A 22,427-nucleotide genomic window follows, 5' to 3' on the forward strand; every position below is an offset into this window, starting at 1 on the left:
GCCGTGCGCCGCCGGATCCTGATCTCCACCCTGCTGACGGTGGCGCTGACCGCGCTGTTCCTGGGCGGCCCGCTCGCGCTCGCGACCTGGCAGCTCGTCGAGGACTTCACCCGTGCCGAGCTGACCCAGCGCCTCGAGCAGGTCACCGAGACCGTCGAGGAGTACGGCACCGGGCCGCAGTCGCAACGGCTGGTGGAGGCGGCGATCCCGCCGAACTCCCGGCTGGTCGTCGTGCCGCCGGACTCCGACCCGATCGTCTACGGCGTGGACCGGGTCGACGACCCGGTCACCGAGTCGCTGCCGTTCGGGCCCGGCGGGATCATGGAGCTGTCCCAGCCGACCTCGGTGATGCGTTCCCAGCAGACCCAGGTGGTGGCCGTCGTCGTGCTGCTGGTGGGGTTCTCCGTCACCGTCGGCACCGGGGTCGCGGTGTACACCGCGCGCCGGCTGTCGGACCCGCTGCGCGACCTCGCGGCCCGCGCCGCCCGCCTCGGCGCGGGCGACTTCCGCCGGTCCCCGGCCCGCTACGACATCGCCGAGCTCGACCGCGTCTCGGAGGTCCTGGACTCCTCGGCGACGGCGCTGTCCCAGCTGCTGCACCGCGAGCGGTCGCTGGTCGGGGACGTGTCCCACCAGCTGCGCAGCCGGATCACCGCGCTGCAGCTGCGCCTGGACGAGCTGGCCTGCCACCCCGACCCGGACGCCCGCCGCGAGGCCAACGCGGCGCTGGAGCAGACCGAGCGGCTCACCGCCGTCCTCGACGACCTGCTGGAGTCCGCGCGCGCCGCCCGGGCGGTCGGGGCCGAACCGGTCGACCTGGCCGAGGCCGTCGCCGACGCCGAGCGGGAGTGGCGCGGCCCGCTCACCGCTGCCGGCCGGTCGCTCAAGGTGCGGGTGCCCGAGGGACTGCTCGCCCGGGTGACCGCGGCGCGGCTGCGCGAGGCGATCGGGGTGCTCGTCGACAACGCGCTGCAGCACGGCGACGGCCCGGTCACGATCTCCGCGCGCACCGGGGAGAACGCGCTGCTGGTGGAGGTGTCCGACACCGGGCCCGGCGTGCCGGAGGACCTGGTGCCGCACGTGTTCGACCGGGGCATCTCGGCGCAGTCCTCGACCGGGCTGGGGCTGGCGCTGGCCCGGACGCTGGTCGAGGCCGACGGCGGCAGGCTGGAGCTGTCCCGGGCCCGGCCGCCGGTGTTCCGGCTGTACCTGCCCGCGGCCCGCACCGACGACGTCGCCGCGACGGCCCCGGTGCCCGACCGCACCGGCCCGCGGTAACCGGTGGCCCGGTCGCTCAGTCCTTCGGGGCGGGGGTGACCGGCGGGGGCTGGCGTCGCACGAACTGGTCCGGCCACACGAACCGGCGGAACGCCCACCAGCGGAAGGCCATCCCGACCAGGGTGCCGACGATCTGCCCGGCCACGAAGTCCGCGGACTCCTGGGCGACCAGCGAGACGAACGGCACCTGCAGCTCGAAGACGTAGCGCGACACCCACAGCGGCGCCGAGTACACGGCGACCCCGACCCCGCTGATCACGAAGAACAGGAGGGCCTCGTGGTGCCGCTCGCGCCCGCCGCGGGTCCGGAAGGACCACTCGCGGTTCAGCACGTAGGACACCATCGTCGCCACCAGCACCGCGATGACCTTGGCGGTCACCGGCTTGTCGGCCAGCACCGTGGCCTTCAGCACCAGGAACACCACCGTGTCGATGACCCAGGTGCTGCCACCGACCATCAGGAACTTGATCAGCTCGCGGTGTTTGATCGCCTTGTCGCGGTACGGCTGGGGGATCCTGGCGAGCGTCGCCTCCACCACCGTCACGGGATCGATCGTGCCAGATTAGGCTCCCGGTCTCGTGGAGAGGGTTGACGCGCAGAAGGCCGCCTTGCCCGTCGTCGGCATGGTCGGCGGTGGCCAGCTGGCCCGGATGACCGCCCAGGCCGCCGTCGCGCTGGGTCAGACCCTGCGGGTGCTGGCCGCGTCGCCGGACGACCCGGCGGCCCGGGTGACGCCGGACGTCGTCATCGGCGACCCCGACGACGCCGCCGCGCTGCGGGAGCTCGCGACGGGCTGCTCGGCCGTCACGTTCGACCACGAGGGCGTCCCGCAGGAGGTGCTGGTCCCGCTCGCCGAGGCCGGGCTGCCGCTGCGGCCGCCGCCCTCGGCGCTCGTGCACGCGCAGGACAAGCTGGTGATGCGACGACGGCTGTCGGGGATGGGCCTGCCGGTGCCCGCGTTCGCCGAGGTGTCCGCGCCCGGCGACGTCGCCGCCTTCGGGGCGGAGCACGGCTGGCCGGTCGTGCTCAAGGCCACCCGCGGCGGCTACGACGGCCGCGGCGTCTGGTTCCTGCGCGCCGGCGGCGACGACACCGACCGGCTGGTCGCCGACCTGCTCGACGCCGGCACCCCGCTGCTCGTCGAGTCCGCGGTCCCGATGACCCGCGAGCTGGCCGCGAGCGTCGCCCGCTCGCCCTTCGGTCAGGCCGCCGCGTGGCCGGTCGTCGAGACCCTGCAGGTCGACGGCCAGTGCGCCCGGGTCACCTCGCCCGCCCCCGGGCTCGACCCGGACCACGCCGCCCGGATCCAGGAGCTGGCGCTGCGGATCGCGGCCGAGCTCGGCGTCGTCGGGCTGATGACGGTCGAGCTGTTCGAGACCGCGCCCGGCGAGGTCGTCGTGAACGAGCTGGCGATGCGCCCGCACAACTCCGGGCACTGGACGATCGAGGGCTCGGTCACCTCGCAGTTCGAGCAGCACCTGCGCGCGGTGCTGGACTACCCGCTCGGCTCCACCGCGCCGGTCGCCCCGGTCGCGGTGATGGCGAACGTGCTCGGTGCGGCGCAGGAGCCCGCGATGGGCATGGACGAGCGGCTGCACCACTGCTTCGCGCGCTTCCCCGAGGCGAAGGTGCACCTCTACGCCAAGGACGGCCGTCCGGCCCGCAAGATCGGCCACGTGACGGTCCTCGGCCGCGACGAGGCCGACGTGCGCACCCGCGCGGAGCTCGCCGCGGGCTGGCTGGCCACCGCGACCTGGGCGGACGGCTGGTCCGCCCACACCGGCGATCCCCGCTCCCCGCACTCCCCGGAAGGACCTCGATGACGCAGACCGGCTCCCCGCGCGTGGGAGTGATCATGGGCAGCGACTCCGACTGGCCGGTGATGGGCGCCGCGGGCGCCGCGCTCGACGAGTTCGGCGTGCCGTGGGAGGTGGGCGTCTACTCCGCCCACCGCACCCCGCAGCGGATGCTCGACTACGCCGCCTCGGCCGCCGACCGCGGCCTGCAGGCGATCGTCGCCGGGGCCGGTGGTGCCGCGCACCTGCCCGGGATGGTCGCCGCCGCGACGCCGCTGCCGGTCATCGGCGTGCCCGTGCCGCTGAAGTACCTCGACGGCCTGGACTCGCTGCTGTCGATCGTGCAGATGCCCGCCGGCGTGCCGGTGGCGACCGTCGCGGTCGGCAACGCCCGCAACGCCGGACTGCTCGCGGTGCGCATCCTCGGCGCCGGCGACGAGCGGCTCCGGCAGGCCATGGTGGAGTTCCAGGCCGACCTCGAGCGCAGCGTGCTGGACAAGGACGCGGCGCTGCGCGTGGCCGCCCGCGAGGGCTGAGGATCGGGCCGCGATTTTCTGGTGGCGCGCCGCTCGATCCCGTGCGTACGGTGTCGGTACACGGGAGAGGAGGTGGTCCAGCAGATGAGCTACAGCAGGACACGTGAGGTGGCCGTCAGCTAGCACCACGTTCTGCTCCGGCGGGGAGAACCCGTCGGAGAGGCGGTCGTGGAAGCCGGTGTGGTGCCGGCGAGTTCCCGACGGTCACCCGTGATCCCCGGGTCCGAACTCTGTCCGGTTCGGTGGCGCACCCCGGTGCGGCCCGGGGATCACGCATGTCCGGGGCCGGACGCCCCGGGGCCGGGCTCAGCCCGTGCGTCGGGTCGACTCCCGTTCCAGGGTCCGGGCCGCGCGCTCCAGGCGCCGGGTCACGTCCTCCAGGTCGGGCGCCGCGGCCGGCTCGCCCGCGTCCTCCAGCGGCAGCATCGGCGCGACCCGGCGGAAGTGGTCGACGGCGCCGGGCAGGTCGGCGTCGCGCGCGCCGTCGACCAGCCAGCGGCGCAGCGCCTGGTTGTGCGCGGCGACCAGCGCTGCCGCCGTCACCGCGGCGCGCAGCTCGCCGTCGGGGCGGCCGCCGAGCCGGGCCGTGAGCTCGCGGGTGAACAGCCGCCGGTAGTGGTGCACCGAGGCGGCCTCGCGGTCGCGCAGCGCGGGCACCGAGCCGACCAGCGCGAAGCGCAGCCGGGCGACCTCGGGGTCCTCGGTGTAGAGCTCGAACACCGTCTCCGCGGCACGCAGTGCCAGTGACGGCAGCGGCTCGTCGGGGTGCGCGCCGGCGAACACCTCGCCGATCCGGGCCAGTCCGCGCTCGTGGTCGGGGGACAGCGCGTCCTCCTTGCCGCGGAAGTAGCGGAAGAAGGTCCGGCGGCCGACGCCCGCGGCGGCGGCGATGTCGTCGACGGTGGTGTCGTCGTAGCCGCGTTCGGTGAACAGCCGCGCGGCCGCCGCGACCAGCTCCCGCCGCACCTCGGCCCGCCCCTCGGGGGAACGCCCGCGCCGCGTGCTGGTCGTCATGGCACGGAGGGTAGCAAGGTCCCGTGACATGTGGCACGGAGTGCCGTTAGCATGGTCGGCATGAACAGCGAGTTCGACAGCTACCGGCTCAGCGACGAGCACACGGCCCTCCGCGAGGCGGTCCGGGACCTGGCGGAGAAGGAGATCGCCCCGCACGCCGCCGACGTCGACGAGCAGGGCCGGTACCCCGTCGAGGCACGCGACGCGCTGGTCAAGGCCGGCTTCCAGGCCGTGATCATCCCCGAGGAGTACGGCGGCCAGGGCGCCGACGAGCTCGCCGGCTGCATCGTGATCGAGGAGGTCGCGCGGGTCTGCGCGTCGTCGTCGCTGATCCCCGGGGTGAACGGCCTCGGGCTCACCCCGATCCTGCTGTCCGCCTCGGACGAGCTGAAGAAGCAGGTCCTGCCGTCGGTCGCCGCGGGCGAGGCGATGGTCAGCTACGCCCTGTCCGAGCGCGAGGCGGGCTCCGACGCCGCGTCGATGAAGACCCGCGCCCGCCGCGACGGCGACGAGTGGGTCCTCAACGGCACCAAGTGCTGGATCACCAACGCCGGCGAGTCGACCTGGTACACGGTCATGGCCGTCACGGACCCGGAGAAGAAGGCCAACGGGATCTCGGCGTTCGTCGTCCACAAGGACGACCCGGGCTTCGTCGTCGGGACCAAGGAGCGCAAGCTCGGCATCCACGGCTCGCCCACCCGCGAGATCCACTTCGAGGACGCCCGCATCCCGGCCGACCGGATCATCGGCGCCGAGGGCACCGGCTTCAAGACCGCGCTGCGCACCCTGGACCACACGCGTCCGACCATCGGCTCGCAGGCTGTCGGCATCGCCCAGGGCGCGCTCGACGTCGCGACGCAGTACCTGAAGGAGCGCAAGCAGTTCGGCAAGCACCTGGCCGAGTTCCAGGGCCTGCAGTTCATGCTCGCCGACATGGCGATGAAGGTCGAGGCCGCCCGCCAGCTCTGCTACGTCGCCGCCTCGCGCGCCGAGCGCAACGAGCCGGACCTCGGCTTCATCTCCTCGGCCGCCAAGTGCTTCGCCTCCGACACCGCGATGCAGGTGACCACCGACGCCGTCCAGCTGCTCGGCGGCGCGGGCTACACCCGTGACTTCCCGGCCGAGCGCATGATGCGCGACGCGAAGATCACCCAGATCTACGAGGGCACCAACCAGATCCAGCGTATGGTGATGGCGCGTTCGCTGCTCAAGTGACACGCTGACGCCCCATGGACGGGGCCGTCGTGGACCGCGCACTGCTCGACCGGCTGCTCGACACCGACCCGGCGTTGCGCTGGCAGGTCGAGCGCGACCTGGCGGGTGCGCCTCCCGAGGTGTGGGAGGCCACCCGCGCGCGGGTCGCGACCGAGGGGATGGGCGCGCGGCTGCTCGCCCACCAGGACCCCGACGGCACCTGGGCGGGCGGTGCGTACTTCCCGGCCGGACCGTCCACGGTGGAGGGGCAGCCGTGGACGGCGACGACCTGGTCGCTGAACGCGCTGCGCGAGTGGGGCCTGGACCCGGCGGCGCTGGCGGGCACCGCGGAGAAGCTCGAGTCGTGCCGCTGGGAGTACGACGACCTGCCCTACTGGGACGGTGAGGTCGACGCCTGCATCAACGCGTTCACCGTCGCCAACGGACTGTGGCTCGGCCGTGACATGGACGCCCTCGCCGCCTGGTTCGCCGAGCACCGGCTCGCCGACGGCGGCTGGAACTGCTTCTGGGTGGACGGCGCGCGGCGGTCGTCGTTCCACTCCACACTGAACGCGCTGTACGGGCTGCTCACCCACGAGCGGGCCACCGGCGGGACCGCCGCGACGCGGGCCGCCCGCCGGTCGGGTGAGGAGTACCTGCTGACCCGCGGGCTGCTGTACCGGCTCTCGACCGGCGAGCCGGTGGAGCTCGAACGGGACCCGGCCGAGCTCGCCTACCCGTTGCGCTGGCGGCACGACGTGCTGCGCGGCACGGAGTACTTCCGCCTCGCCGCCGCGCTCGACGGGGTCCCGCCCGACCCGCGGCTCGCCGACGCCGTCACGGCGCTGCGCGCGTCGCGGCGGCCGGACGGGCGCTGGGTCCAGGGCGTCCGCGACCCGGGGGAGATGTGGTTCGAGGTGGACGTGCCGCCGGGGGAGCCGTCGCCGTGGCTGACCCTGTATGCCACCCGGGTGCTCGCCTGGTGGGACGCGGCGACCTGACGATCAGTACCTGGGCGCGGTCCGGGGCAGGGCGCGCGGCACTGAGGTGCTGATGATCACGCACTCGGCGGGGTGCGGATGACGAGCACGGCCGCGGCCGGTTCCCCGGCGAGGGCGGTGTAGGTGTGCTCGCCGTCCGCGGGCCAGCGGGTGGCCTCGCCGGTGCCGAGGTCGGCCTCGCTCCCGCTGCGTCCGGCCCGGACGGCACCGCGGGTGACGAGCAGGTGCTCCACCACCCCCGGACCGTGCCCGGGGGACACGTGCACCGCCTCCGGCACGAGGGCCAGGGCGTACACCTCGACGGTGCCGTGGTCGTCGGTGGCCGTCTCCAGCAGGCGCGCGGTGATGCCGGGGCCGGCGACCTCGGCCCCGGGGTGCTCGGCGAGCAGCCGCGACAGCGGTACGCCCAGGGTGTCCGCGAGCGCGTAGAGGGTGGAGAGGGTGGGGTTGCGGCTGCCGTTCTCGATCTCCGACAGCGAGCCCTTGCCGATCCCCGCCCGCTCCGCGAGGGCTCCGAGGGAGAGACCGTGTGCGGTCCGGGCCGTCCGCAGCCGTGCGCCGACGGCCGTGCGCAGCGCCCCGTCGTCCACCGGGCGACTGTAGCCGGGGCGGGTCGGCCGGAGGGTCCCGTGCCCGCGCCACCCCGGCCGCATCACCGGGCCGTGCCACCCGGCTGCGTCACCGGGCCGCGGCACTCGGCCGCGCTACCCGGACGGGGTGCCCGGGCGACGTGGGGGACCGGGTGTCCCGGGGTCGCGTACCGCGGTGGCCGCGGAGAAGCGTGCCGGGAGCGCCGTGACCTGGTCCCGGAGGTCGTCGAGGTCCCAGAGGTCGCGGCCGTCCGGCTCACGGAAGGCCGGCGTCACCAGGCCGGCCCTGGCCCAGCGGTGCAGTGCCCGCGGGCTCAGGGCCAGTCTGGTCGCGGCCTCGCCGGTGGTCACCAGTCGCACCGGGCGCCGCCGCCGGTCAGGCCGCGGCGGGTGCCGCGGTGCGGGCGGTCAGGCGGCCGACGACCAGGCTGCAGCCGTAGCCCAGCACGACCGAGCCGACCACGAACGACAGCAGCATCACCGTGAAGGGGCCGGTGGGCAGCGAAAAGTCGGTGCCCGACGCCCCGCTGAGCAGGCCGAACGCCGCGGTCGTGGCGAACCCGACGACCGCGCCGGGCACGAACCCGAGCACCGGTACGAGCGCACCGAGGATGAACACCGCGGTCATCCCGCCGATGATCAGGCCCAGCAGGGCGGGGTTCGTGGTGAGGCCGGCCAGGACCAGCATGACGGTGCCGGTGACGATGCCCCAGACGTTCGTGGCCAGAGCGGTGACCAGCGCGGGCCGGTCACCGCCCGCCGCGAAGAACGTCGCGGCACCCAGGAACGTCGCCGGTACGAACAGACCGAGCCCGGAGAGCGGACCGAGGTAGAGGTACGCGATCACCGCCCCGGCGACGCCGATCACCAGGGCCAGAGCGACGGGCAGCTTCATGAGACGGGCCTTCCGGTAGAGCCGCGCCCGACGGGTGCGGCGGCCCACGCAGGATGGGCCGCGGCAGGTGGCCGTACCAAGCTCGGCGGACCGGACGTCACCGCCTGTTTTCCGGACGACACGGTTCGGTCATCTTTGGTCGGGTCGACGGGGTCCCGTGTATCGGCCGCAGAACATCCTGCTTACCGCCCGGGGCGGGTTCTGTTTACAGAACGACGCGGTTAGGGTGGGCCCGTGGATCGTTCCTGGGCGCAACCGGTGTCGGTCGGTGTCGTCTCCGCGGTGATCGGGGTGACCAGCTCGTTCGCCGTCGTCCTCGCCGGGCTGACGGCGGCCGGTGCCGACCCGGCGCAGGCCGCGTCCGGGCTGGTGGTGCTCACCGCGCTGATGGGGGTGGCGACGATCTGGCTGTCCCGCCGGTTCCGCCGCCCGCTGATGATCGCCTGGTCCACCCCCGGCGCCGCGTTGCTGGCCTCCACCGGGGCCGTCGCGGGTGGGTGGCCCGCCGTGGTCGGCGCGTTCGTCGTCGCCGGTCTGCTGATCGTCGCGACCGGGCTCGTGCGCCCGCTCGGGCGGCTCGTCGGCGCGATCCCGGCGCCGATCGCGCAGGCGATGCTGGCCGGTGTGCTCCTGCCGCTGTGTCTGGCGCCGGTCCGGGCGCTGGTCGAGCGGCCGCTGCTGGTGGCGCCGATCGTGGTGCTGTGGGTCGTGCTGTCGCGGTTCGCGCCGCGCTGGGCGTCCCCGGCCGCGTTCGGGCTGGCGCTGGTGATCGTCGTCGTCCTCGCCGACGGCTGGTCGTGGCTGCGCCCGCCGGAGATCACCCTCACCGTCCCGGCCTTCTCGGTCGCGGCCCTGGTGGGGGTCGCGCTGCCGCTCTGGGTGGTCACGATGGCCTCGCAGAACGTGCCCGGAGTCGCGGTGCTCGCCGCGGCGGGCTACCCCGTCCCCTGGCGCCACGCGATGGTGCTCACCGGCGCCGGGACGGTGCTCGGGGCCCCGGCCGGTGCGCACGCGATCAACCTGGCCGCGATCACCGCGGCGCTGCCCGCCTCGCCCGAGTCCCACCCGGACCCGGCGCGACGCTGGGTCGCCTGCCAGGCCAACGGCGTCGCCTGCCTGCTGCTGGCCCCGCTCGCGACGACGATGGCCGCCCTGGTCGCGGCCGCGCCGCCCGGGGTCGTGGAGTCCGTCGCGGGGCTCGCGCTGCTCGGGACGTTCGGTGCCGCGCTCGCCGGTGCCCTCGCCGTCGCCGACCCGACGCCGGACCCGGCCGTCGCGCGGGTGCCCGCGGCCGCCGCGTTCCTGGTCTCGGCGGCCGGGGTCACGATCGCCGGGATCGGCGGGGCGTTCTGGGGTCTGCTCGCCGGGGTGGCGCTGCACCTGGTGCTGCGCCGACGCCCGGCCGCCGCGTGACGCGGCGGCCGTCACAGCACCGCGGGACCCGGCGGCGTCAGCGGCGGAAGCCCTCCACCCGTACCACGTCGGTCGGGGCGAACCGCCCCGCCGCGGCGTCGATGAGCGCGATCGTCCGGGCCGACTGCGCGCAGCCGAACCCGTACTTCGCCCGCACCCGCGCGTCGGCGATCTCCATGCAGGTGCGGCTGCGCGTGACGAACTCGGCCACCGGGTAGGTCGTGCCGGTGTCCAGGTGCTCGGTCACCACCAGCGACGGCGAGTAGTAGCTGACCTCGGTGCCGTCCGGCCAGCGGACGTCGAACATCATCTCGGGCACGGTCGTGCACGGTAGGCGGCCCGGATTGCCGCCGTGTTGCGCGCGGCGTCTACAGGATGAAGCCGAACAGCGGGCTGTCCGGCGGGATCGGCTCGATGTGCGGGGGAGCCTCCTGCATCCGCTTGAGCAGCGCGGGCAGGTCGTCCGGCGAGCCCAGCTCGATGCCGACCAGCGCCGGGCCGGTCTCCCGGTTGGAGCGCTTGGTGTACTCGAACAGGGTGATGTCGTCGTCCGGGCCGAGGACGTCGTCGAGGAAGCGGCGCAGCGCGCCCGGCTCCTGCGGGAACTCGACGAGGAAGTAGTGCTTGCGGCCCTCGAAGACCAGGGCGCGCTCGACGATGTCGGCGTAGCGGGAGACGTCGTTGTTGCCGCCCGAGAGCAGACAGACCGTCGTCGCGTCGCGGGGGATGTCGAGCCGGTCCAGCGCCGCGGGGGACAGCGCGCCCGCGGGCTCGGCGATGATCCCGTCGGACTGGTAGAGCGCGAGCATCTCGACGCAGATCCGGCCCTCGGGCACCGCGAGCAGCTCCACGCCCGCGTCGCGCACCACGTCGAAGGTGGCCGCGCCGACCTTGCGCACGGCGGCGCCGTCGACGAACGGGTCCAGCGACCCCAGGTCGACCGGCTCGCCCGCGGCGACCGCGGCCGCCATGCTCGCCGCCCCGGCGGGCTCGACGCCCACGATCCGGGTCGACGGCGCGCGCTCGCGCAGGTAGGTGATGGCCCCGGCGAGCAGTCCGCCGCCACCGACCGGCACGACCAGCACGTCCGGCGGGTCGGCCAGCTGGGCGAGGATCTCGCGGGCGATCGTGCCCTGGCCCGCGACGGTGCGCGGGTCGTCGAAGGCGGGCACCTGGGTGGCACCGGTGGACTCGGCGTCGGCGCGGGCGGCCGCGGCGGCCTCGTCGTAGGTGTTGCCGACCACCCGCACCTCGACGGCGTCACGACCCAGCCGCGCGACCCGGTCCCGCTTCTGGCGCGGGGTCGTGCCGGGCAGGTAGACCCGCCCGGTCACGCCGAGGCGCTGGCAGGCGAACGCGACGCCCTGGGCGTGGTTGCCGGCGCTGGCGCAGACGACGCCGGCGAGGCGGTCGGCCTCGGGCAGCTGCGCGATGAGGTTGTAGGCGCCGCGGATCTTGTACGAACGGACCGGCTGCAGGTCCTCGCGCTTGACCCAGACCTCGCCGCCGAGCGCGTCGGACAGGCGGGGGTTGAGCTGCAGCGGGGTCGGGCCGATGACGGCGCGGAGCCGGGCCGCCGCGTCGTCGACGTCCCGGGCGCTCACAGAGGGGGTCACGGTCGACCAGGGTGTCATGACCCCCGGCCGGGCCCGCCGCTCACCCCAGGCGCAGGGTGACCCGCTCGGACTCCGCGCGGCGGTCGAGGGTCGCCGGGTCCCCGGCGGCGTTCACGGTCTGGACCAGCGAGGCCCCCGCCGCGAGGACGGCGAGCAGCCCGTCGCGCAGGCCGTCCGCGCTGTCCCAGCCGGTGCTCGACAGCACCCGGGCGCCCGCGGTGATGCCGAGCGCGTCCGCGCGCTCCCGGGCCGTGGCCAGCACCTGCTCGCCGCTCGCGCCGTCCCAGGCCGGGGCCGCGCCGTCCACCGGGTCCCACGGGACGAACTCGTCGCCGTGCACCCGCACCTCGGTCGCGAAGTCGACGGTCCCGCCGGGGAGGTCGCCCAGGCCGCGGCCGAAGAAGTCCAGCGAGAACGCGACGACCGTGCCCGCCCCGGCCGCGAGGGCCACGTCGAGCCGCGCCGCGTCGGCGAGCACGACGTCCGCGCCCGCCGGGTCGCCGACGAGCTCCGCGCCGCAGGACCACACGGCCAGCAGCGCGGCGACGGTCTGCCAGTGCGCGGGCAGCAGCGCCGCGACCCGGGTGCCCGGCTCGACGTCGACCTCGTCGCGCAGCAGGTTCGCCGCCTTCGCGGTCCAGTTCGCGGTGGTCGTGCCGGACAGCTCGGTCCGCTCGCCGGTCGCGTCGTCGTAGTGGGTGACCAGCGGTCGCGGGGCGGCGGCGCCGAGCGCCGGGCCGAGCAGCGCGTCGGTGAGGAACAGGCCGGAGCCGAAGACGGTGTCCATCACGCCGGAACGCTACGTCAGTCGATGCAGGGGACCCCGCCCGCGGTGATCGGCGGGGTGGAGGGCGCCGGGGCGGCGGCGGGCGCGGCCGCCGCGGAGGTCGACCGGCCGCCGTTCGCGCGGTCGGTGCCGAGCAGCACCTGCACCCGGCCCTGGGCGACGGCGTCGGACTGCTCGACGCCGATCCCGCCCAGCGCCTCGGCGACCCGGCGGGCGGCGGCGTCGCCGTCGGCCTGGCTGTAGCGGACCACCGAGGTGGTGCGGTCCGGGGCGTTGCCGACCTCGCCGGGGGTGAACCCGTTGCGGCCCAGGGTGTCGGCGACCTGCGCGGCCAGCCCGGTCATCCCGGACCCGTTCGCCACGTCGGCCACGACCGGCGCCGCGGCCTCCGGGGAGGTCACGGCCGCCTCCTCGGGCTCGGGGTCGGTGTGGTGGGCGACGAAGTCGCGGACCTCGGCGGGGTCGACGAGCAGCACGTCCTTGCCGCGGGTGGTCTCCGGGCCGCCGGTGGGGATGGTCAGGAAGTCCATCTTCCCGGCCGCGATCGACGACGCCTCGCGGGCGAAGCCGAGCAGGTCCCAGCCGCTGTCGATGACGACCGACTGCTGGATCACCTCGACCAGCGCGCCGAGCTTGGTCGGGTCGGTGAGCGTGCCCGAGGAGAGGACCTTGTTGGCGACCGCGGCGAGGAACACCTGCTGGCGGTTGATCCGCGACAGGTCCCCGCCGGCCAACCCGTGCCGCTGCCGGACGAACGCGAGCGCGTCGGCACCGGAGATCGTCTGCGGGCCCGCGGGGAAGTCGGCGCCGGAGAAGGCGTCCTTCGCCGGGGCCTTGAGGCAGACGTCGACGCCGCCGACGGCGTTGGTGAGGTTGTAGAAGCCGAGCAGGTTGACCTCGGCGAAGTGGTCGATGGCCAGCCCGGTGAGGTCCTGGACGGTGTCGATCAGCGCCTGACGGCCCGCCTGCGACGAGTCCTGGTCGATCTGCCGGGGGTCGCGCACGCCCTCGGCGACCAGCCGGGACGCGGTCTGCGCCTTCGTCTGCGGGTACGCCGCGTTGATCTTGTTGCGGCCGATCCCGGGGATCGACACCTCGGAGTCGCGCGGGATGGAGAACGCGGTCGCGCTGCCGCCGTCGGCGGGCAGGTGCACGACGATGATCGTGTCGGAGTTGAGGACGCCGGACTCGGCGCCGCTGCGCAGCTGGGCCAGGACGTCGGCCGGCAGCGGGTTGCCCTGCGCGTCGGTCCGGCTGTCCACGCCGACCAGCAGGATGTTCTGCTCGCCGCCCGCGGAGCCGCCGAACAGCAGGTTCGTCGTGGTGATGCCGCCGGTGACGTCGCGGTAGAGGGTCCACACGGCGCCGGTGAGCAGCACCGTCAGCGCCGACAGCACGGCGACGGCGAGCCGCAGCCGGGCCAGCAGCCCGCGGCCACGGGGCGGTCGTCCGCCGGTGCGCCTGCCCCGCGCCGGGTACGGCGGGTGCTCGTCGGGGCCGGTCGCGGTCCCGGCCCGGCTCCAGCCCGCGGAGCCCGCGGGGCGTCCGCGTGCGGCGCCGGTGTCGGGGCGGACCCGGGGCGAGCGGGACCGGTCGTCGGGGGCGGCGGGGCGGCCGGACCGTCGTGCGGCGGCGCGCTCGGCGGCCGACGGGCGGGAGCGGTCCCGGTAGCCCTCGCCCATGCTCGCTCCCCTCGGGGTCCGTCTCGTCCGCGCCGCTGCGTCTCACCCGGACGGGGGAGTCCGGTGAACCCGGGCGCGGCCCGTGCGTCTCTGGGGCCGGACACCCCGGTCGGGGACCAGGGTGCAGCATCCGGGCCCGCGCCGTGGGTCGTGCCGGCCTGCGTGTCGGGTTGCTCGCCCGGTCGTCGTAGGGGGCCGGGACTTGAGGGTGACGCACGGGTACGACGTGTCGTCGCTGCTCGGGGGCGGTCCAGATGTTGGGGTGACAGTATCGCTATCTCAGTCGCGGTGACGGAGTGTGATCTTCGCGGGCGCGAACGGGCGGTGCCGGACGGTGCCGCCGGGCGCGGGCGCGCCGGTGCTGACTAGGTTGCGGGACATGCGCGGGGTGGACGAAAAGGACGGGGAGGCCACGTGACCGACGACGCACGGTCCTACGGCGACGGGGTCGCCGTCGTCACGGTGACCTACTCGCCGGGCGCGCTGCTGGACGTCTTCCTCGACTCGCTGCGCGGCGCGACGACCCGCACGGACGTGCCGGTCGTCCTGGCCGACAACGGATCCGTCGACGGCGCCCCCGAGCGCGCGGCCCGCGAGCGCGACCACGTGACGTTCCTGCCGATCGGGGAGAACGTCGGCTACGGCGCCGCCGCCAACCGCGGGGTGGCCTCGCTGCCCGACGGGTACGGCTGGGTCGTCGTCGCCAACCCGGACCTGGAGTGGGGCGCCGGGTCGCTGGACACCCTGCTCGATGCCGGCCGTCGCCACCCCCGGGCGGGGTCGCTCGGCCCGCTGATCCGCGAGCCGTCCGGCGAGGTCTACCCCTCGGCGCGCGAGGTGCCGTCGCTGGTGGCGGGCGCCGGGCACGCCGCGCTGGCGCCGGTCTGGCCCGCGAACCCGTGGACCGCGGCCTACCGGCGCAGCCGCGAGGACCTGACCGAGCGGGCGGCCGGCTGGCTGTCCGGGTCGTGCCTGCTCCTGCGGCGCACCGCGTTCGACTCCGTCGACGGTTTCGACCCGCGCTACTTCATGTACTTCGAGGACGTCGACCTGGGCGAACGGCTGGGTCTCGCCGGATGGCGAAACGTGTACGTCCCCGGCGCCGATGTCGTACACGTGGGCGGAGCGTCCACGGGCAAGCCGGAGGTGTCGGCACGGATGCTCGCCGAGCACCACCGCAGCGCCTACCGGTACCTGGCCGACCGCCACCGCGGTCCGGTGCACGCGCCGCTGCGTGCGGCCCTGCGCGCCGGCCTGGCCGTGCGCTCGGGTCTGCTGCGGCGGACCGGCTGAGCGCGAACGAGAAGAAAGAACCTGAGGGGGAACCTGCGTTGCAGGACGTCGAGGCGGTCGTGCTGGTCGGGGGCAAGGGCACCCGGCTGCGGCCACTGACCCTGTCGGCGCCCAAGCCGATGCTGCCGACGGCGGGGGTGCCGTTCCTGGCGCACCTGCTGTCGCGGATCCGCGAGGCGGGCATCCGGCGGGCGGTGCTGGGCACGAGCTACCTGGCCGAGACCTTCGAGGAGCACTTCGGCGACGGGTCGTCGCTGGGGCTGGACCTCACCTACGTCACCGAGGCCGAGCCGCTGGGCACCGGCGGGGGCATCCGCAACGTGGCCGGCAAGCTCTCCGCCGAGCACGTCATGATCTTCAACGGCGACGTGCTGGCGGGCACCGACCTGACCGCCGTCGCCGACACCCACCGCAGCACCGGTGCCGACGTCACGCTGCACCTGGTGCGGGTGCAGAACCCGCGGGCCTTCGGCTGCGTCCCCACCGACGCGACCGGCCGGGTGCTGGAGTTCCTCGAGAAGACCGAGGACCCGCCGACCGACCAGATCAACGCCGGTTGCTACGTCTTCCGCCGCGAGGTCATCGACACCATCCCCGAGGGCAGGCCGGTGTCGGTGGAGCGCGAGACGTTCCCCGACCTGCTCGCCTCCGGTGCGCACGTGCAGGGCCACGTCGACGTCGCCTACTGGCGCGACATGGGCACCCCCGGTGACCTGGTGCACGGCTCGGCGGACCTGGTCCGCGGGGTCGCGCCCTCGGCGGCGCTGCCCGGGCCGACCGGCGAGTCGATGGTGCTGGAGGGGGCCGAGGTGGCCTCCGACGCGTTCGTGTTCGGCGGGACGACCGTCGGCCGCGGCGCCCGGATCGGCTCCGGGGCCCGGGTCGAGGGCTCCATGCTGTTCGACGGCGCGGTGGTGCAGGCGGGCGCGGTCGTGGAGAACTCGGTGATCGGGGCCGGTGCGGTCGTCGAGGAGGGCGCGAGCGTCCGCGACACCGTGGTCGGCGACCGGGCCGTGATCGGCGCGCACTGCGAGCTGCGGCACAACATGCGGGTGTGGCCGGACGTCACGCTGCCGCCCCACGGGGTCCGGTTCTCGCCCGACGTGTGACCATCGGGGGCGTGGACGCGGTCGCCGTGGTGGTGGACCGGGAATGGCGGCCGCCGTTCCCGCTCGACCTGTACGGCGTGCTCGCCCCGTTGCGCCGCGGCCGGGGCGACCCCACCTGGCGCACCGCCGTCGACGGCGCCGTGATCTGGCGGGTCTCGACGACTCCGGCCGGTCCCGCCACCGTCGCGATCCGCCGTCGCGCCGACGGCGGCCCCCACGGCACCGTGCGGGCGACCGGCTGGGGGCCGGGAGCGGCCTGGGAGGTCGACCGGCTGCCGTCGCTGCTGGGGGCCGACGACGACCCGTCGGCGTTCGTGGCGCACCACCCGCTCGTCGCCGACGCGCACCGGCGCCGTCCCGGCCTGCGGCTGGGCTCCACCGGCCGGGTGTGGGACGCGCTGCTGCCCGCGGTGCTGGAGCAGAAGGTCACCGGCACCGAGGCGCACCGCTCCTTCCGCGAGCTCGCGTGGCGCTTGGGGGCGCCCGCGCCGGGCCCGGCCGGGGTGGTGCCCGCCGGGATGCGGGTCCCGCCGACGCCCGAGCAGATCCGCGCGGTGCCGGAGTGGGAGTGGCACCGGGCCGGCGTCGACCACGCGCGGCGGACGGCGATCCTGCACGCCGCCGTCGTCGCGCACCGGCTGGAACGGGCCGCCGAGCTGGGCGGGGAGCAGGGCCGGGTGCTGCTGCGCCGGGTCCGCGGCATCGGGGTCTGGACGGCCGCGGAGATCGCCCAGCGCGCCTGGGGCGACCCGGACGCGGTCAGCTTCGGCGACTTCCACGTGCCCAACACCGTCGGCTGGGCGCTGCTCGGCCACGACCTCGACGACGCGGGGATGCTCGAGGTGCTCGCCCCCTACGTGCCGCAGCGCCAGCGCGCGGTCCGCTACATCGAGGCGTCCGGGTTCCGCCGTCCCCGGTTCGGGCCCCGGTTCTCCCCGCGCGACTACCGCTCGTTCTGACCGACGTAGGGTCGCCGTGTGAAGGTCACCGTTCTGGTCGGCGGCGTCGGCGGAGCCCGCTTCCTGCAAGGCGTGAAGCACGCGCTCGGACTGCCCCCCGTGGGGTCGGGCGAGTCCGCGCACGAGGTCACGGCCGTGGTCAACGTCGGCGACGACATCTGGCTGCACGGGCTGCGGGTCTGTCCGGACCTCGACACCGTCATGTACACCCTCGGCGGCGGCATCGACGTCGAGAAGGGCTGGGGCCGCTCGGACGAGACGTGGTCGGTCAAGGCCGAGCTGGAGGCCTACGGCGCCGAGGCGACCTGGTTCGGGCTGGGCGACCGCGACGTCGCCACCCACCTCGTCCGGACCCGGATGCTGCGTGCCGGCTACCCGCTGTCCCAGGTCACCGAGGCGCTCTGCCACCGCTGGCAGCCCGGGGTGCGGCTGCTGCCCGCCTCCGACGACCGCGTCGAGACCCACGTCGTGATCGACAACCCGGACCCGGCCGCGGTCGAGGAGACCCCGCAGGTCGCGATCCACTTCCAGGAGTGGTGGATCCGGCACCGGGCCGCCCCGAAGGCGTACCGCTTCGCCTCGGTCGGCGCCGACCAGGCCGCGATCCTGCCCGACGCCCGGGCCGCGATCGCCGGGGCCGACGTCGTGCTCGTCGCCCCGTCCAACCCGGTGGTGTCGATCGGCACGATCGTCTCGGTCCCCGGGATGGCCCAGGCCCTCGCGGCGACGCCCGCGAAGGTCGTGGGGCTGTCCCCGATCGTCGGCGGGGCGCCGGTGCGGGGCATGGCCGACGCCTGCCTGAGCGCGATCGGCGTCGAGACCAGCGCCGAGGGCGTGGGCCGGCACTACGGCGGCCGCGGCGAGGGCGGCCTGCTCGACGGCTACCTGGTGCACACCGGCGACGCCGCGACCGTGCCCGGCGCGACCGTGCGCGAGGTGCCGCTGCTGATGACCGACCACGACGCGACCGCCGCCATGGCCCGCGCCGCGTTCGAGCTGGCGGGCGTCGGTGTCTGAGGGTTTCCCCGACCACGCGTCGCAGAAGCTGGAGATCATCGGAGTCCCGGGGCTGCCGGAGTTCCGCCCCGGCGACGACCTCACCGCCGCGCTGGCCGAGCGGATGACCTGGCTGCGCGATGGCGACGTCGTGGTGGTCACCAGCAAGGTGTTCTCCAAGGTCGAGGGCAGGCTGGTGCCGGCCCCCGCCGACGAGGAGGAGCGCGACGCGCTGCGCCGCAGGCTGGTCGACCAGGAGACCGAGCGGGTGGTGGCCCGCAAGGGCCGGACGCTGATCGTGGCCGGGAAGCTCGGCATCGTGCAGGCCGCCGCGGGCATCGACGGCTCCAACGTCCGCCGCGACGAGCTCGCCCTGCTGCCCGCCGACCCGGACGCCAGCGCGGCCGGGCTGCGCGCCGGGCTGCGGGAGCGGCTCGGGGTCGAGGTCGGCGTCGTCGTCACCGACACCCTGGGGCGCAGCTGGCGGGTCGGCCAGACCGACATCGCGATCGGCTCGGCCGGGCTGCCAGTGCTGCACGGCTACTCCGGCGCCGTCGACGGCCAGGGCAACGACCTGGTCGTCACCGAGATCGCCGTCGCCGACGAGATCGCCGCGGCCGCGGACCTGGTGAAGGGCAAGCTCGGCGGGCTGCCGGTCGCGGTGCTGCGCGGCGCGGCCCTGTCCGACGACGGCTCGACCGCCCGTGACCTCATCCGGCCGATCTCCGAGGACCTGTTCTGGCTGGGCACCGACGAGGCGATCGCCCGCGGGCGCGGCGAGGCGGTCCTGCTGCGTCGCAGCACCCGGGACTTCGCCGACGAGCCGGTCGACGCCGACGCCGTGCGCCGCGCCGTGGGCGTCGCACTGACCGCGCCCGCGCCGCACCACAGCACCCCGTTCCGGTTCGTCTGGCTGCGTGACGCGGCGCGACGCACCGCGGTGCTCGACGCGCTGCGCGAGCGCTGGCGTGCCGACCTGGTCGCCGACGGGCGCCCGGCCGACGAGGTGGAGCGCCGCCTCGCCCGCGGGGACCTGCTGCGCCGCGCCCCGGAGCTGGTGCTGGCGTTCCGGTCCACCGCGGGGATGCACGGCTACCCGGACACGGCCCGGGGTGCCGCCGAGCGGGACATGTTCACCGTCGCCGGCGGGGCTGCGGTGCAGTCCCTCCTGGTCGCGCTGGCCGCGGAGGGGCTGGCGTCCTGCTGGGTCGGCTCGACGATCTTCGCCGCGGACGTCGCCCGCCGGGTCCTGGACCTGCCCGACGACTGGGCGGCGCTCGGCGCGGTCGCCGTCGGAGTGCCGGTCGAGCCGATCGCCCCGCGTGCGCCCCGGCCGGCCGGCGACGGCCTGCTGGAGCTGTGAGCCCGTGGTAGCCCCGGCGACGGCCGCCCGCGAGCTGGGTGCCTGGACACCGCGCGACGCCGGCCAGCGGGCCCTGCAGCACGCGCTGCTGGCCTTCCTCGACGCGCGCCCCGACGACGCCTGCGACCGCTCCTGCGTGCCCGGGCACCTCACCGCGTCGGCGCTGCTGCTCGACGCGGGTGGGGACCACACGCTGCTGACCCTGCACCCGCGGGTGGGCCGCTGGATCCAGCTGGGCGGGCACTGCGAGCCGGGCGACGACTCGCTGCGCGCCGCGGCGCTGCGCGAGGCCACCGAGGAGTCCGGGATCGACGGCCTGGAGATCGACGAGCACCCGCTGCACGTCGACGTCCACCCCGTCACCTGCTCGCTCGGGGTCCCGACCCGCCACCTGGACGTGCGTTACCTGGTTCGCGCCCCCGCGGGCGCGACGCCGCGGATCAGCGACGAGTCGCTGGACCTGCGGTGGTGGCCGGTGGACGCGCTGCCCGCCGACGACGACACCGTCGCGACGATGGTCGCCGCCGCCCGCTGAGCCGGGCTCAGAAGTTGCGCCAGAAGAACATCGCGGAGTAGCCGAGCCGGAACAGCTCCTGGTTCCCGCCGGCGGCGCCGAACAGCAGCTGGGTGGCGGCGAAGAACAGCGCGCTCACCCCGGGCACGAACAGCAGCAGGGCGAGCAGCACGAACGGTGCCCAGGGCCGGACCCGCTCGCCGAGGCGCCGCGCCGGCGCGGACAGGTACGGCTCCAGTGCGCCCCAGCCGTCGAGGCCGGGCACGGGCAGCATGTTCAGCACGAACGCGATGATCTGGAAGTACGCGAGCGCGGACAGCCCGGCCGCCACCGGCAGCGGCATCCCCGGGAACACGGCCACCGTGATGATCAACACGATGCCGAGGGCCAGGTTCGCCGCGGGGCCCGCCAGTGAGACCGCGCTGCGCCGGGCCCGCGACCGCAGCGCCCACTGGTTGATCCACACCGCGCCGCCGGGCAGCGGCAGCCCGCCGATCAGCAGGATGATCAGCGGCAGCACCAGGGACAGGCCGGGGTCGGCGTAGCGCCGCACGTCGAGGGTCAGGTAGCCCTTCGCCGCGACCGAGGTGTCCCCGCCGCGGTAGGCGGTGATGGCGTGCCCGTACTCGTGCAGGCACAGCGACACCACCCAGCCGCCGAGCACCATGACGAAGATCCCGGAGGTCGCCAGTGCCCCCGATCGGGTGGGGACGGCGGCGGCGGCGAGAACACCACCGAGAAGGGTGACGCCGAGGATCAGCAGGAACCAGGGGCTGATGCGGCGTGTCAGGGACGGCACGTACCCATACTCCACGTCGGAGGAAACGCCCGCGCGCGACCCTTCACTCAATCGGCAGAGCCGGCTTGCACAGAGCGAGTGTCAGCGCTGTACTTACAGCGGTGTCATTCGCCAGTGCGTTGCGGGGAGGTGGGCGAGTGGACGACGTCGAGGGGTTCATGCGGATGCTGCGGCCGGTGGAGGCCGAGCCGTTGGGCACGGTCGAACGGCCCGATCACGAGATGGCCGACTACGACCAGGTCGCCCAGATCCTGGACCTGAAGGGCCTGCTGGACGACGGTTCCTCCGAAGAGGTGCCGGACTGGCAGGAGCGCGCGCTCTGCGCGCAGACCGACCCGGAGGCGTTCTTCCCCGAGAAGGGCGGCTCCACCCGTGAGGCCAAGCGCATCTGCTCCGGCTGCGAGGTCCGGGCCGAGTGCCTGGAGTACGCGCTGGCCCAGGACGAGCGCTTCGGCATCTGGGGCGGGCTGAGCGAGCGGGAACGGCGCCGCCTGCGCCGCGCCGCCGTCTGACCTGTTCCGGGGGGAACACATGAGGGCCGGTCGCCGTCACGGTGACCGGCCCGTCGTCGTCCCCGGGTCGTGCCGCGGGGACGCTCAGCCGCCGTCGACGGCGTCGGGCTCGATGTTGAGGTACTCCGCGACCTGCTCGACGAGTACCTCGTGCACGAGGTCGGCGAGGTCCTCGCCGTTGCGCGCCCTGGCCTCGAGCGGGCGGCGGTAGAGCACGATCCGCGCCCGGGTCGGCATCCCGGCGGAGTCGACCCCGGCCGGCACGAGGTGCGCCAGCGGGACGCCGACGTCGGCCAGCACCCCGGTGCCCCACACGATCTCGTCGGGCGAGGTGCGGTCGACCGACGGCACGTCGTCGACGGCGAGGTCGAGGTCGACCAGCTCCGGGCCCCAGCGCGCCTCGATCGGTTCGAGCGCCTCCAGCACCTTCGCGTCGAAGCGTTCGGCGCGGGTGCGGAAGGCCGGCGTCGACACCGGGTACATCAGGCCGCGCAGGCCGCGTCCTCGCCGGTCCCGCCGGCGCGGGCTGCGCGGCGACCGGCGGTCGTTCTCGGGACGAGCGGTGGGCACCAGGGCATTCTAGGACCCCCGCGCCCCACCCGGGGGTGACCCGCGACCGCGGCGGGCGGACCGTCCGCCGAGCGGGGTGCGCGTCGCAGTGCGGCGGCGGGCCCGCGACGGGCTATCGTCGGCGACGTGTTGAGTGTGCGGAGATGTTCACGGACGGGCTGCACCGAGCTCGCCGTCGCCACGCTCACCTACGTCTACGCCGACTCGACCGCCGTCGTCGGCCCGCTGGCCACGCAGGCCGAGCCGCACTCCTACGACCTGTGCACCGGGCACGCGCACAACCTCACCGCCCCCCGCGGGTGGGAGGTCGTCCGGTTCGAGGGCGAGTTCGCCCAGCCCCAGCACAGCGGCGAGGACCTCACCGCGCTCGCCGACGCCGTCCGCGAGGCGGGCCGGGTGGACCGGCCGGTCGAGGTGGTCGCACGGCCCGGCGGCACGGGGCGGCGCGGGCACCTGCGGGTGCTCCCGAAGCCCGAGGACGGCTGAGCCGCCCCACGGGGTGAGGAGACC

The 22,427-nt window shown here is 75.1% G+C and carries 25 protein-coding genes; 14 read left to right on the plus strand and 11 right to left on the minus strand.

Annotation, left to right across the window (positions count from 1 at the left end):
• The first annotated feature begins 3 nt into the window (after positions 1-3).
• Positions 4-1,278, plus strand: a complete 1,275-nt coding sequence (locus tag KPL57_RS00475; RefSeq protein WP_226349941.1) for a HAMP domain-containing sensor histidine kinase — start codon at positions 4-6, stop codon at positions 1,276-1,278.
• 16 nt (positions 1,279-1,294) lie between these two features.
• Here KPL57_RS00475 and KPL57_RS00480 read toward each other — a convergent pair whose 3' ends face one another.
• Positions 1,295-1,822, minus strand: a complete 528-nt coding sequence (locus KPL57_RS00480; protein ID WP_226349942.1) for a GtrA family protein — start codon at positions 1,820-1,822, stop codon at positions 1,295-1,297.
• Between the two features lie 34 nt (positions 1,823-1,856).
• Between KPL57_RS00480 and KPL57_RS00485 the strand changes: the two genes are divergently transcribed.
• Positions 1,857-3,101: a 5-(carboxyamino)imidazole ribonucleotide synthase gene (locus KPL57_RS00485; protein ID WP_226349943.1), complete on the plus strand. Its 1,245-nt coding sequence runs from the start codon at positions 1,857-1,859 to the stop codon at positions 3,099-3,101.
• Positions 3,098-3,610, plus strand: coding sequence for a 5-(carboxyamino)imidazole ribonucleotide mutase (purE, locus tag KPL57_RS00490; protein WP_073576360.1), 513 nt, complete (start codon positions 3,098-3,100; stop codon positions 3,608-3,610). Before KPL57_RS00485 ends, purE begins: the two co-directional genes overlap by 4 nt.
• A 306-nt stretch (positions 3,611-3,916) precedes the next feature.
• On the opposite strand, the gene KPL57_RS00495 is transcribed toward purE, so the two are convergent.
• A complete protein-coding gene (locus KPL57_RS00495) occupies positions 3,917-4,624 on the minus strand; it encodes a TetR family transcriptional regulator (RefSeq protein WP_226349944.1) in 708 nt (235 codons plus the stop codon).
• 60 nt (positions 4,625-4,684) lie between these two features.
• Between KPL57_RS00495 and KPL57_RS00500 the strand changes: the two genes are divergently transcribed.
• Both KPL57_RS00500 and KPL57_RS00505 read left to right on the plus strand, forming a co-directional pair.
• Positions 4,685-5,839, plus strand: coding sequence for an acyl-CoA dehydrogenase (locus KPL57_RS00500; RefSeq protein ID WP_226349945.1), 1,155 nt, complete (start codon positions 4,685-4,687; stop codon positions 5,837-5,839).
• A gap of 14 nt (positions 5,840-5,853) precedes the next feature.
• Positions 5,854-6,819 carry a squalene cyclase gene (locus KPL57_RS00505; protein WP_226349946.1) on the plus strand — a complete coding sequence of 322 codons (966 nt, stop codon included), beginning with the start codon at positions 5,854-5,856 and terminating at the stop codon, positions 6,817-6,819.
• 56 nt (positions 6,820-6,875) lie between these two features.
• Here the strand turns inward: KPL57_RS00505 and KPL57_RS00510 are convergent, their stop codons facing one another.
• From KPL57_RS00510 to KPL57_RS00520, 3 genes are all read right to left on the minus strand, one after another.
• Positions 6,876-7,409 (minus strand): helix-turn-helix domain-containing protein, encoded by a 534-nt coding sequence (locus KPL57_RS00510; protein ID WP_226349947.1) that lies wholly within the window; start codon positions 7,407-7,409, stop codon positions 6,876-6,878.
• Positions 7,410-7,523: 114 nt separating this feature from the next.
• Entirely contained in the window at positions 7,524-7,760 is a 237-nt protein-coding gene (locus KPL57_RS00515) for a MerR family DNA-binding transcriptional regulator (protein ID WP_073576356.1), read from the minus strand.
• 25 nt (positions 7,761-7,785) lie between these two features.
• Positions 7,786-8,304, minus strand: coding sequence for a DUF1097 domain-containing protein (locus tag KPL57_RS00520; protein ID WP_208821707.1), 519 nt, complete (start codon positions 8,302-8,304; stop codon positions 7,786-7,788).
• Between the two features lie 234 nt (positions 8,305-8,538).
• On the opposite strand from KPL57_RS00520, the gene KPL57_RS00525 reads away from it, so the two are divergent.
• Entirely contained in the window at positions 8,539-9,717 is a 1,179-nt protein-coding gene (locus KPL57_RS00525; RefSeq protein ID WP_226349948.1) for a benzoate/H(+) symporter BenE family transporter, read from the plus strand.
• A gap of 37 nt (positions 9,718-9,754) precedes the next feature.
• Here KPL57_RS00525 and KPL57_RS00530 read toward each other — a convergent pair whose 3' ends face one another.
• From KPL57_RS00530 to KPL57_RS00545, 4 genes are read right to left on the minus strand one after another with little or no spacing between them, the layout of a single operon-like run.
• Entirely contained in the window at positions 9,755-10,027 is a 273-nt protein-coding gene (locus KPL57_RS00530) for an MSMEG_0570 family nitrogen starvation response protein (RefSeq protein ID WP_226350614.1), read from the minus strand.
• Between the two features lie 58 nt (positions 10,028-10,085).
• Entirely contained in the window at positions 10,086-11,351 is a 1,266-nt protein-coding gene (gene ilvA / locus KPL57_RS00535) for a threonine ammonia-lyase IlvA (RefSeq protein WP_264197565.1), read from the minus strand.
• Positions 11,352-11,373: 22 nt separating this feature from the next.
• On the minus strand, positions 11,374-12,120 hold the full coding sequence (locus KPL57_RS00540) for a TIGR03089 family protein (protein ID WP_226350616.1): 747 nt from the start codon (positions 12,118-12,120) through the stop codon (positions 11,374-11,376).
• A 17-nt stretch (positions 12,121-12,137) separates the two neighbouring features.
• Positions 12,138-13,802 carry an LCP family protein gene (locus KPL57_RS00545; protein WP_226349949.1) on the minus strand — a complete coding sequence of 555 codons (1,665 nt, stop codon included), beginning with the start codon at positions 13,800-13,802 and terminating at the stop codon, positions 12,138-12,140.
• A 414-nt stretch (positions 13,803-14,216) separates the two neighbouring features.
• Between KPL57_RS00545 and KPL57_RS00550 the strand changes: the two genes are divergently transcribed.
• Genes KPL57_RS00550 through KPL57_RS00575 form a run of 6 tightly spaced genes read left to right on the plus strand, consistent with a single transcriptional unit; the run spans position 14,217 to position 20,057 of the window.
• On the plus strand, positions 14,217-15,095 hold the full coding sequence (locus KPL57_RS00550; protein WP_226349950.1) for a glycosyltransferase family 2 protein: 879 nt from the start codon (positions 14,217-14,219) through the stop codon (positions 15,093-15,095).
• A gap of 38 nt (positions 15,096-15,133) precedes the next feature.
• Positions 15,134-16,204 (plus strand): sugar phosphate nucleotidyltransferase, encoded by a 1,071-nt coding sequence (locus tag KPL57_RS00555; RefSeq protein ID WP_226349951.1) that lies wholly within the window; start codon positions 15,134-15,136, stop codon positions 16,202-16,204.
• A gap of 11 nt (positions 16,205-16,215) precedes the next feature.
• The gene (locus KPL57_RS00560) at positions 16,216-17,163 is read left to right on the plus strand and encodes a DNA-3-methyladenine glycosylase (protein WP_226349952.1); all 948 of its coding nucleotides are present in this window, start codon (positions 16,216-16,218) and stop codon (positions 17,161-17,163) included.
• An 18-nt stretch (positions 17,164-17,181) separates the two neighbouring features.
• Positions 17,182-18,180, plus strand: coding sequence for a 2-phospho-L-lactate transferase (gene cofD / locus KPL57_RS00565; protein WP_226349953.1), 999 nt, complete (start codon positions 17,182-17,184; stop codon positions 18,178-18,180).
• Positions 18,173-19,522: a coenzyme F420-0:L-glutamate ligase gene (locus KPL57_RS00570; RefSeq protein ID WP_226349954.1), complete on the plus strand. Its 1,350-nt coding sequence runs from the start codon at positions 18,173-18,175 to the stop codon at positions 19,520-19,522. The genes cofD and KPL57_RS00570 overlap by 8 nt, the downstream gene beginning before the upstream one ends.
• 4 nt (positions 19,523-19,526) lie before the next feature.
• Complete coding sequence (locus tag KPL57_RS00575) at positions 19,527-20,057, plus strand: NUDIX hydrolase (RefSeq protein WP_226349955.1); 531 nt, start codon at positions 19,527-19,529, stop codon at positions 20,055-20,057.
• Positions 20,058-20,064: 7 nt separating this feature from the next.
• Here KPL57_RS00575 and KPL57_RS00580 read toward each other — a convergent pair whose 3' ends face one another.
• On the minus strand, positions 20,065-20,835 hold the full coding sequence (locus KPL57_RS00580; protein WP_226349956.1) for a site-2 protease family protein: 771 nt from the start codon (positions 20,833-20,835) through the stop codon (positions 20,065-20,067).
• Between the two features lie 221 nt (positions 20,836-21,056).
• On the opposite strand from KPL57_RS00580, the gene KPL57_RS00585 reads away from it, so the two are divergent.
• Complete coding sequence (locus KPL57_RS00585) at positions 21,057-21,347, plus strand: WhiB family transcriptional regulator (RefSeq protein WP_083658828.1); 291 nt, start codon at positions 21,057-21,059, stop codon at positions 21,345-21,347.
• An 84-nt stretch (positions 21,348-21,431) separates the two neighbouring features.
• Here KPL57_RS00585 and KPL57_RS00590 read toward each other — a convergent pair whose 3' ends face one another.
• Entirely contained in the window at positions 21,432-21,917 is a 486-nt protein-coding gene (locus KPL57_RS00590; protein WP_208622973.1) for a metallopeptidase family protein, read from the minus strand.
• 135 nt (positions 21,918-22,052) lie between these two features.
• Here KPL57_RS00590 and KPL57_RS00595 point away from each other — a divergent pair, with 135 nt between their 5' ends.
• Positions 22,053-22,403, plus strand: a complete 351-nt coding sequence (locus KPL57_RS00595) for a DUF3499 domain-containing protein (protein WP_020627719.1) — start codon at positions 22,053-22,055, stop codon at positions 22,401-22,403.
• Positions 22,404-22,427: the final 24 nt, after the last annotated feature.

The sequence above is a fragment of the Pseudonocardia sp. ICBG601 genome, from assembly GCF_020496245.1.

Coding starts and splice junctions, on each gene's coding strand:
- purE (WP_073576360.1), top strand. CDS start 3,098: ATGACGCAGACCGGCTCCCCGCGCGTGGGAGTGATCATGGGCAGCGAC.
- KPL57_RS00495 (WP_226349944.1), bottom strand. CDS start 4,624: ATGACGACCAGCACGCGGCGCGGGCGTTCCCCCGAGGGGCGGGCCGAG.
- KPL57_RS00500 (WP_226349945.1), top strand. CDS start 4,685: ATGAACAGCGAGTTCGACAGCTACCGGCTCAGCGACGAGCACACGGCC.
- KPL57_RS00505 (WP_226349946.1), top strand. CDS start 5,854: ATGGACGGGGCCGTCGTGGACCGCGCACTGCTCGACCGGCTGCTCGAC.
- KPL57_RS00520 (WP_208821707.1), bottom strand. CDS start 8,304: ATGAAGCTGCCCGTCGCTCTGGCCCTGGTGATCGGCGTCGCCGGGGCG.
- KPL57_RS00530 (WP_226350614.1), bottom strand. CDS start 10,027: ATGATGTTCGACGTCCGCTGGCCGGACGGCACCGAGGTCAGCTACTAC.
- ilvA (WP_264197565.1), bottom strand. CDS start 11,351: ATGACACCCTGGTCGACCGTGACCCCCTCTGTGAGCGCCCGGGACGTC.
- KPL57_RS00540 (WP_226350616.1), bottom strand. CDS start 12,120: ATGGACACCGTCTTCGGCTCCGGCCTGTTCCTCACCGACGCGCTGCTC.
- KPL57_RS00545 (WP_226349949.1), bottom strand. CDS start 13,802: ATGGGCGAGGGCTACCGGGACCGCTCCCGCCCGTCGGCCGCCGAGCGC.
- KPL57_RS00585 (WP_083658828.1), top strand. CDS start 21,057: ATGGCCGACTACGACCAGGTCGCCCAGATCCTGGACCTGAAGGGCCTG.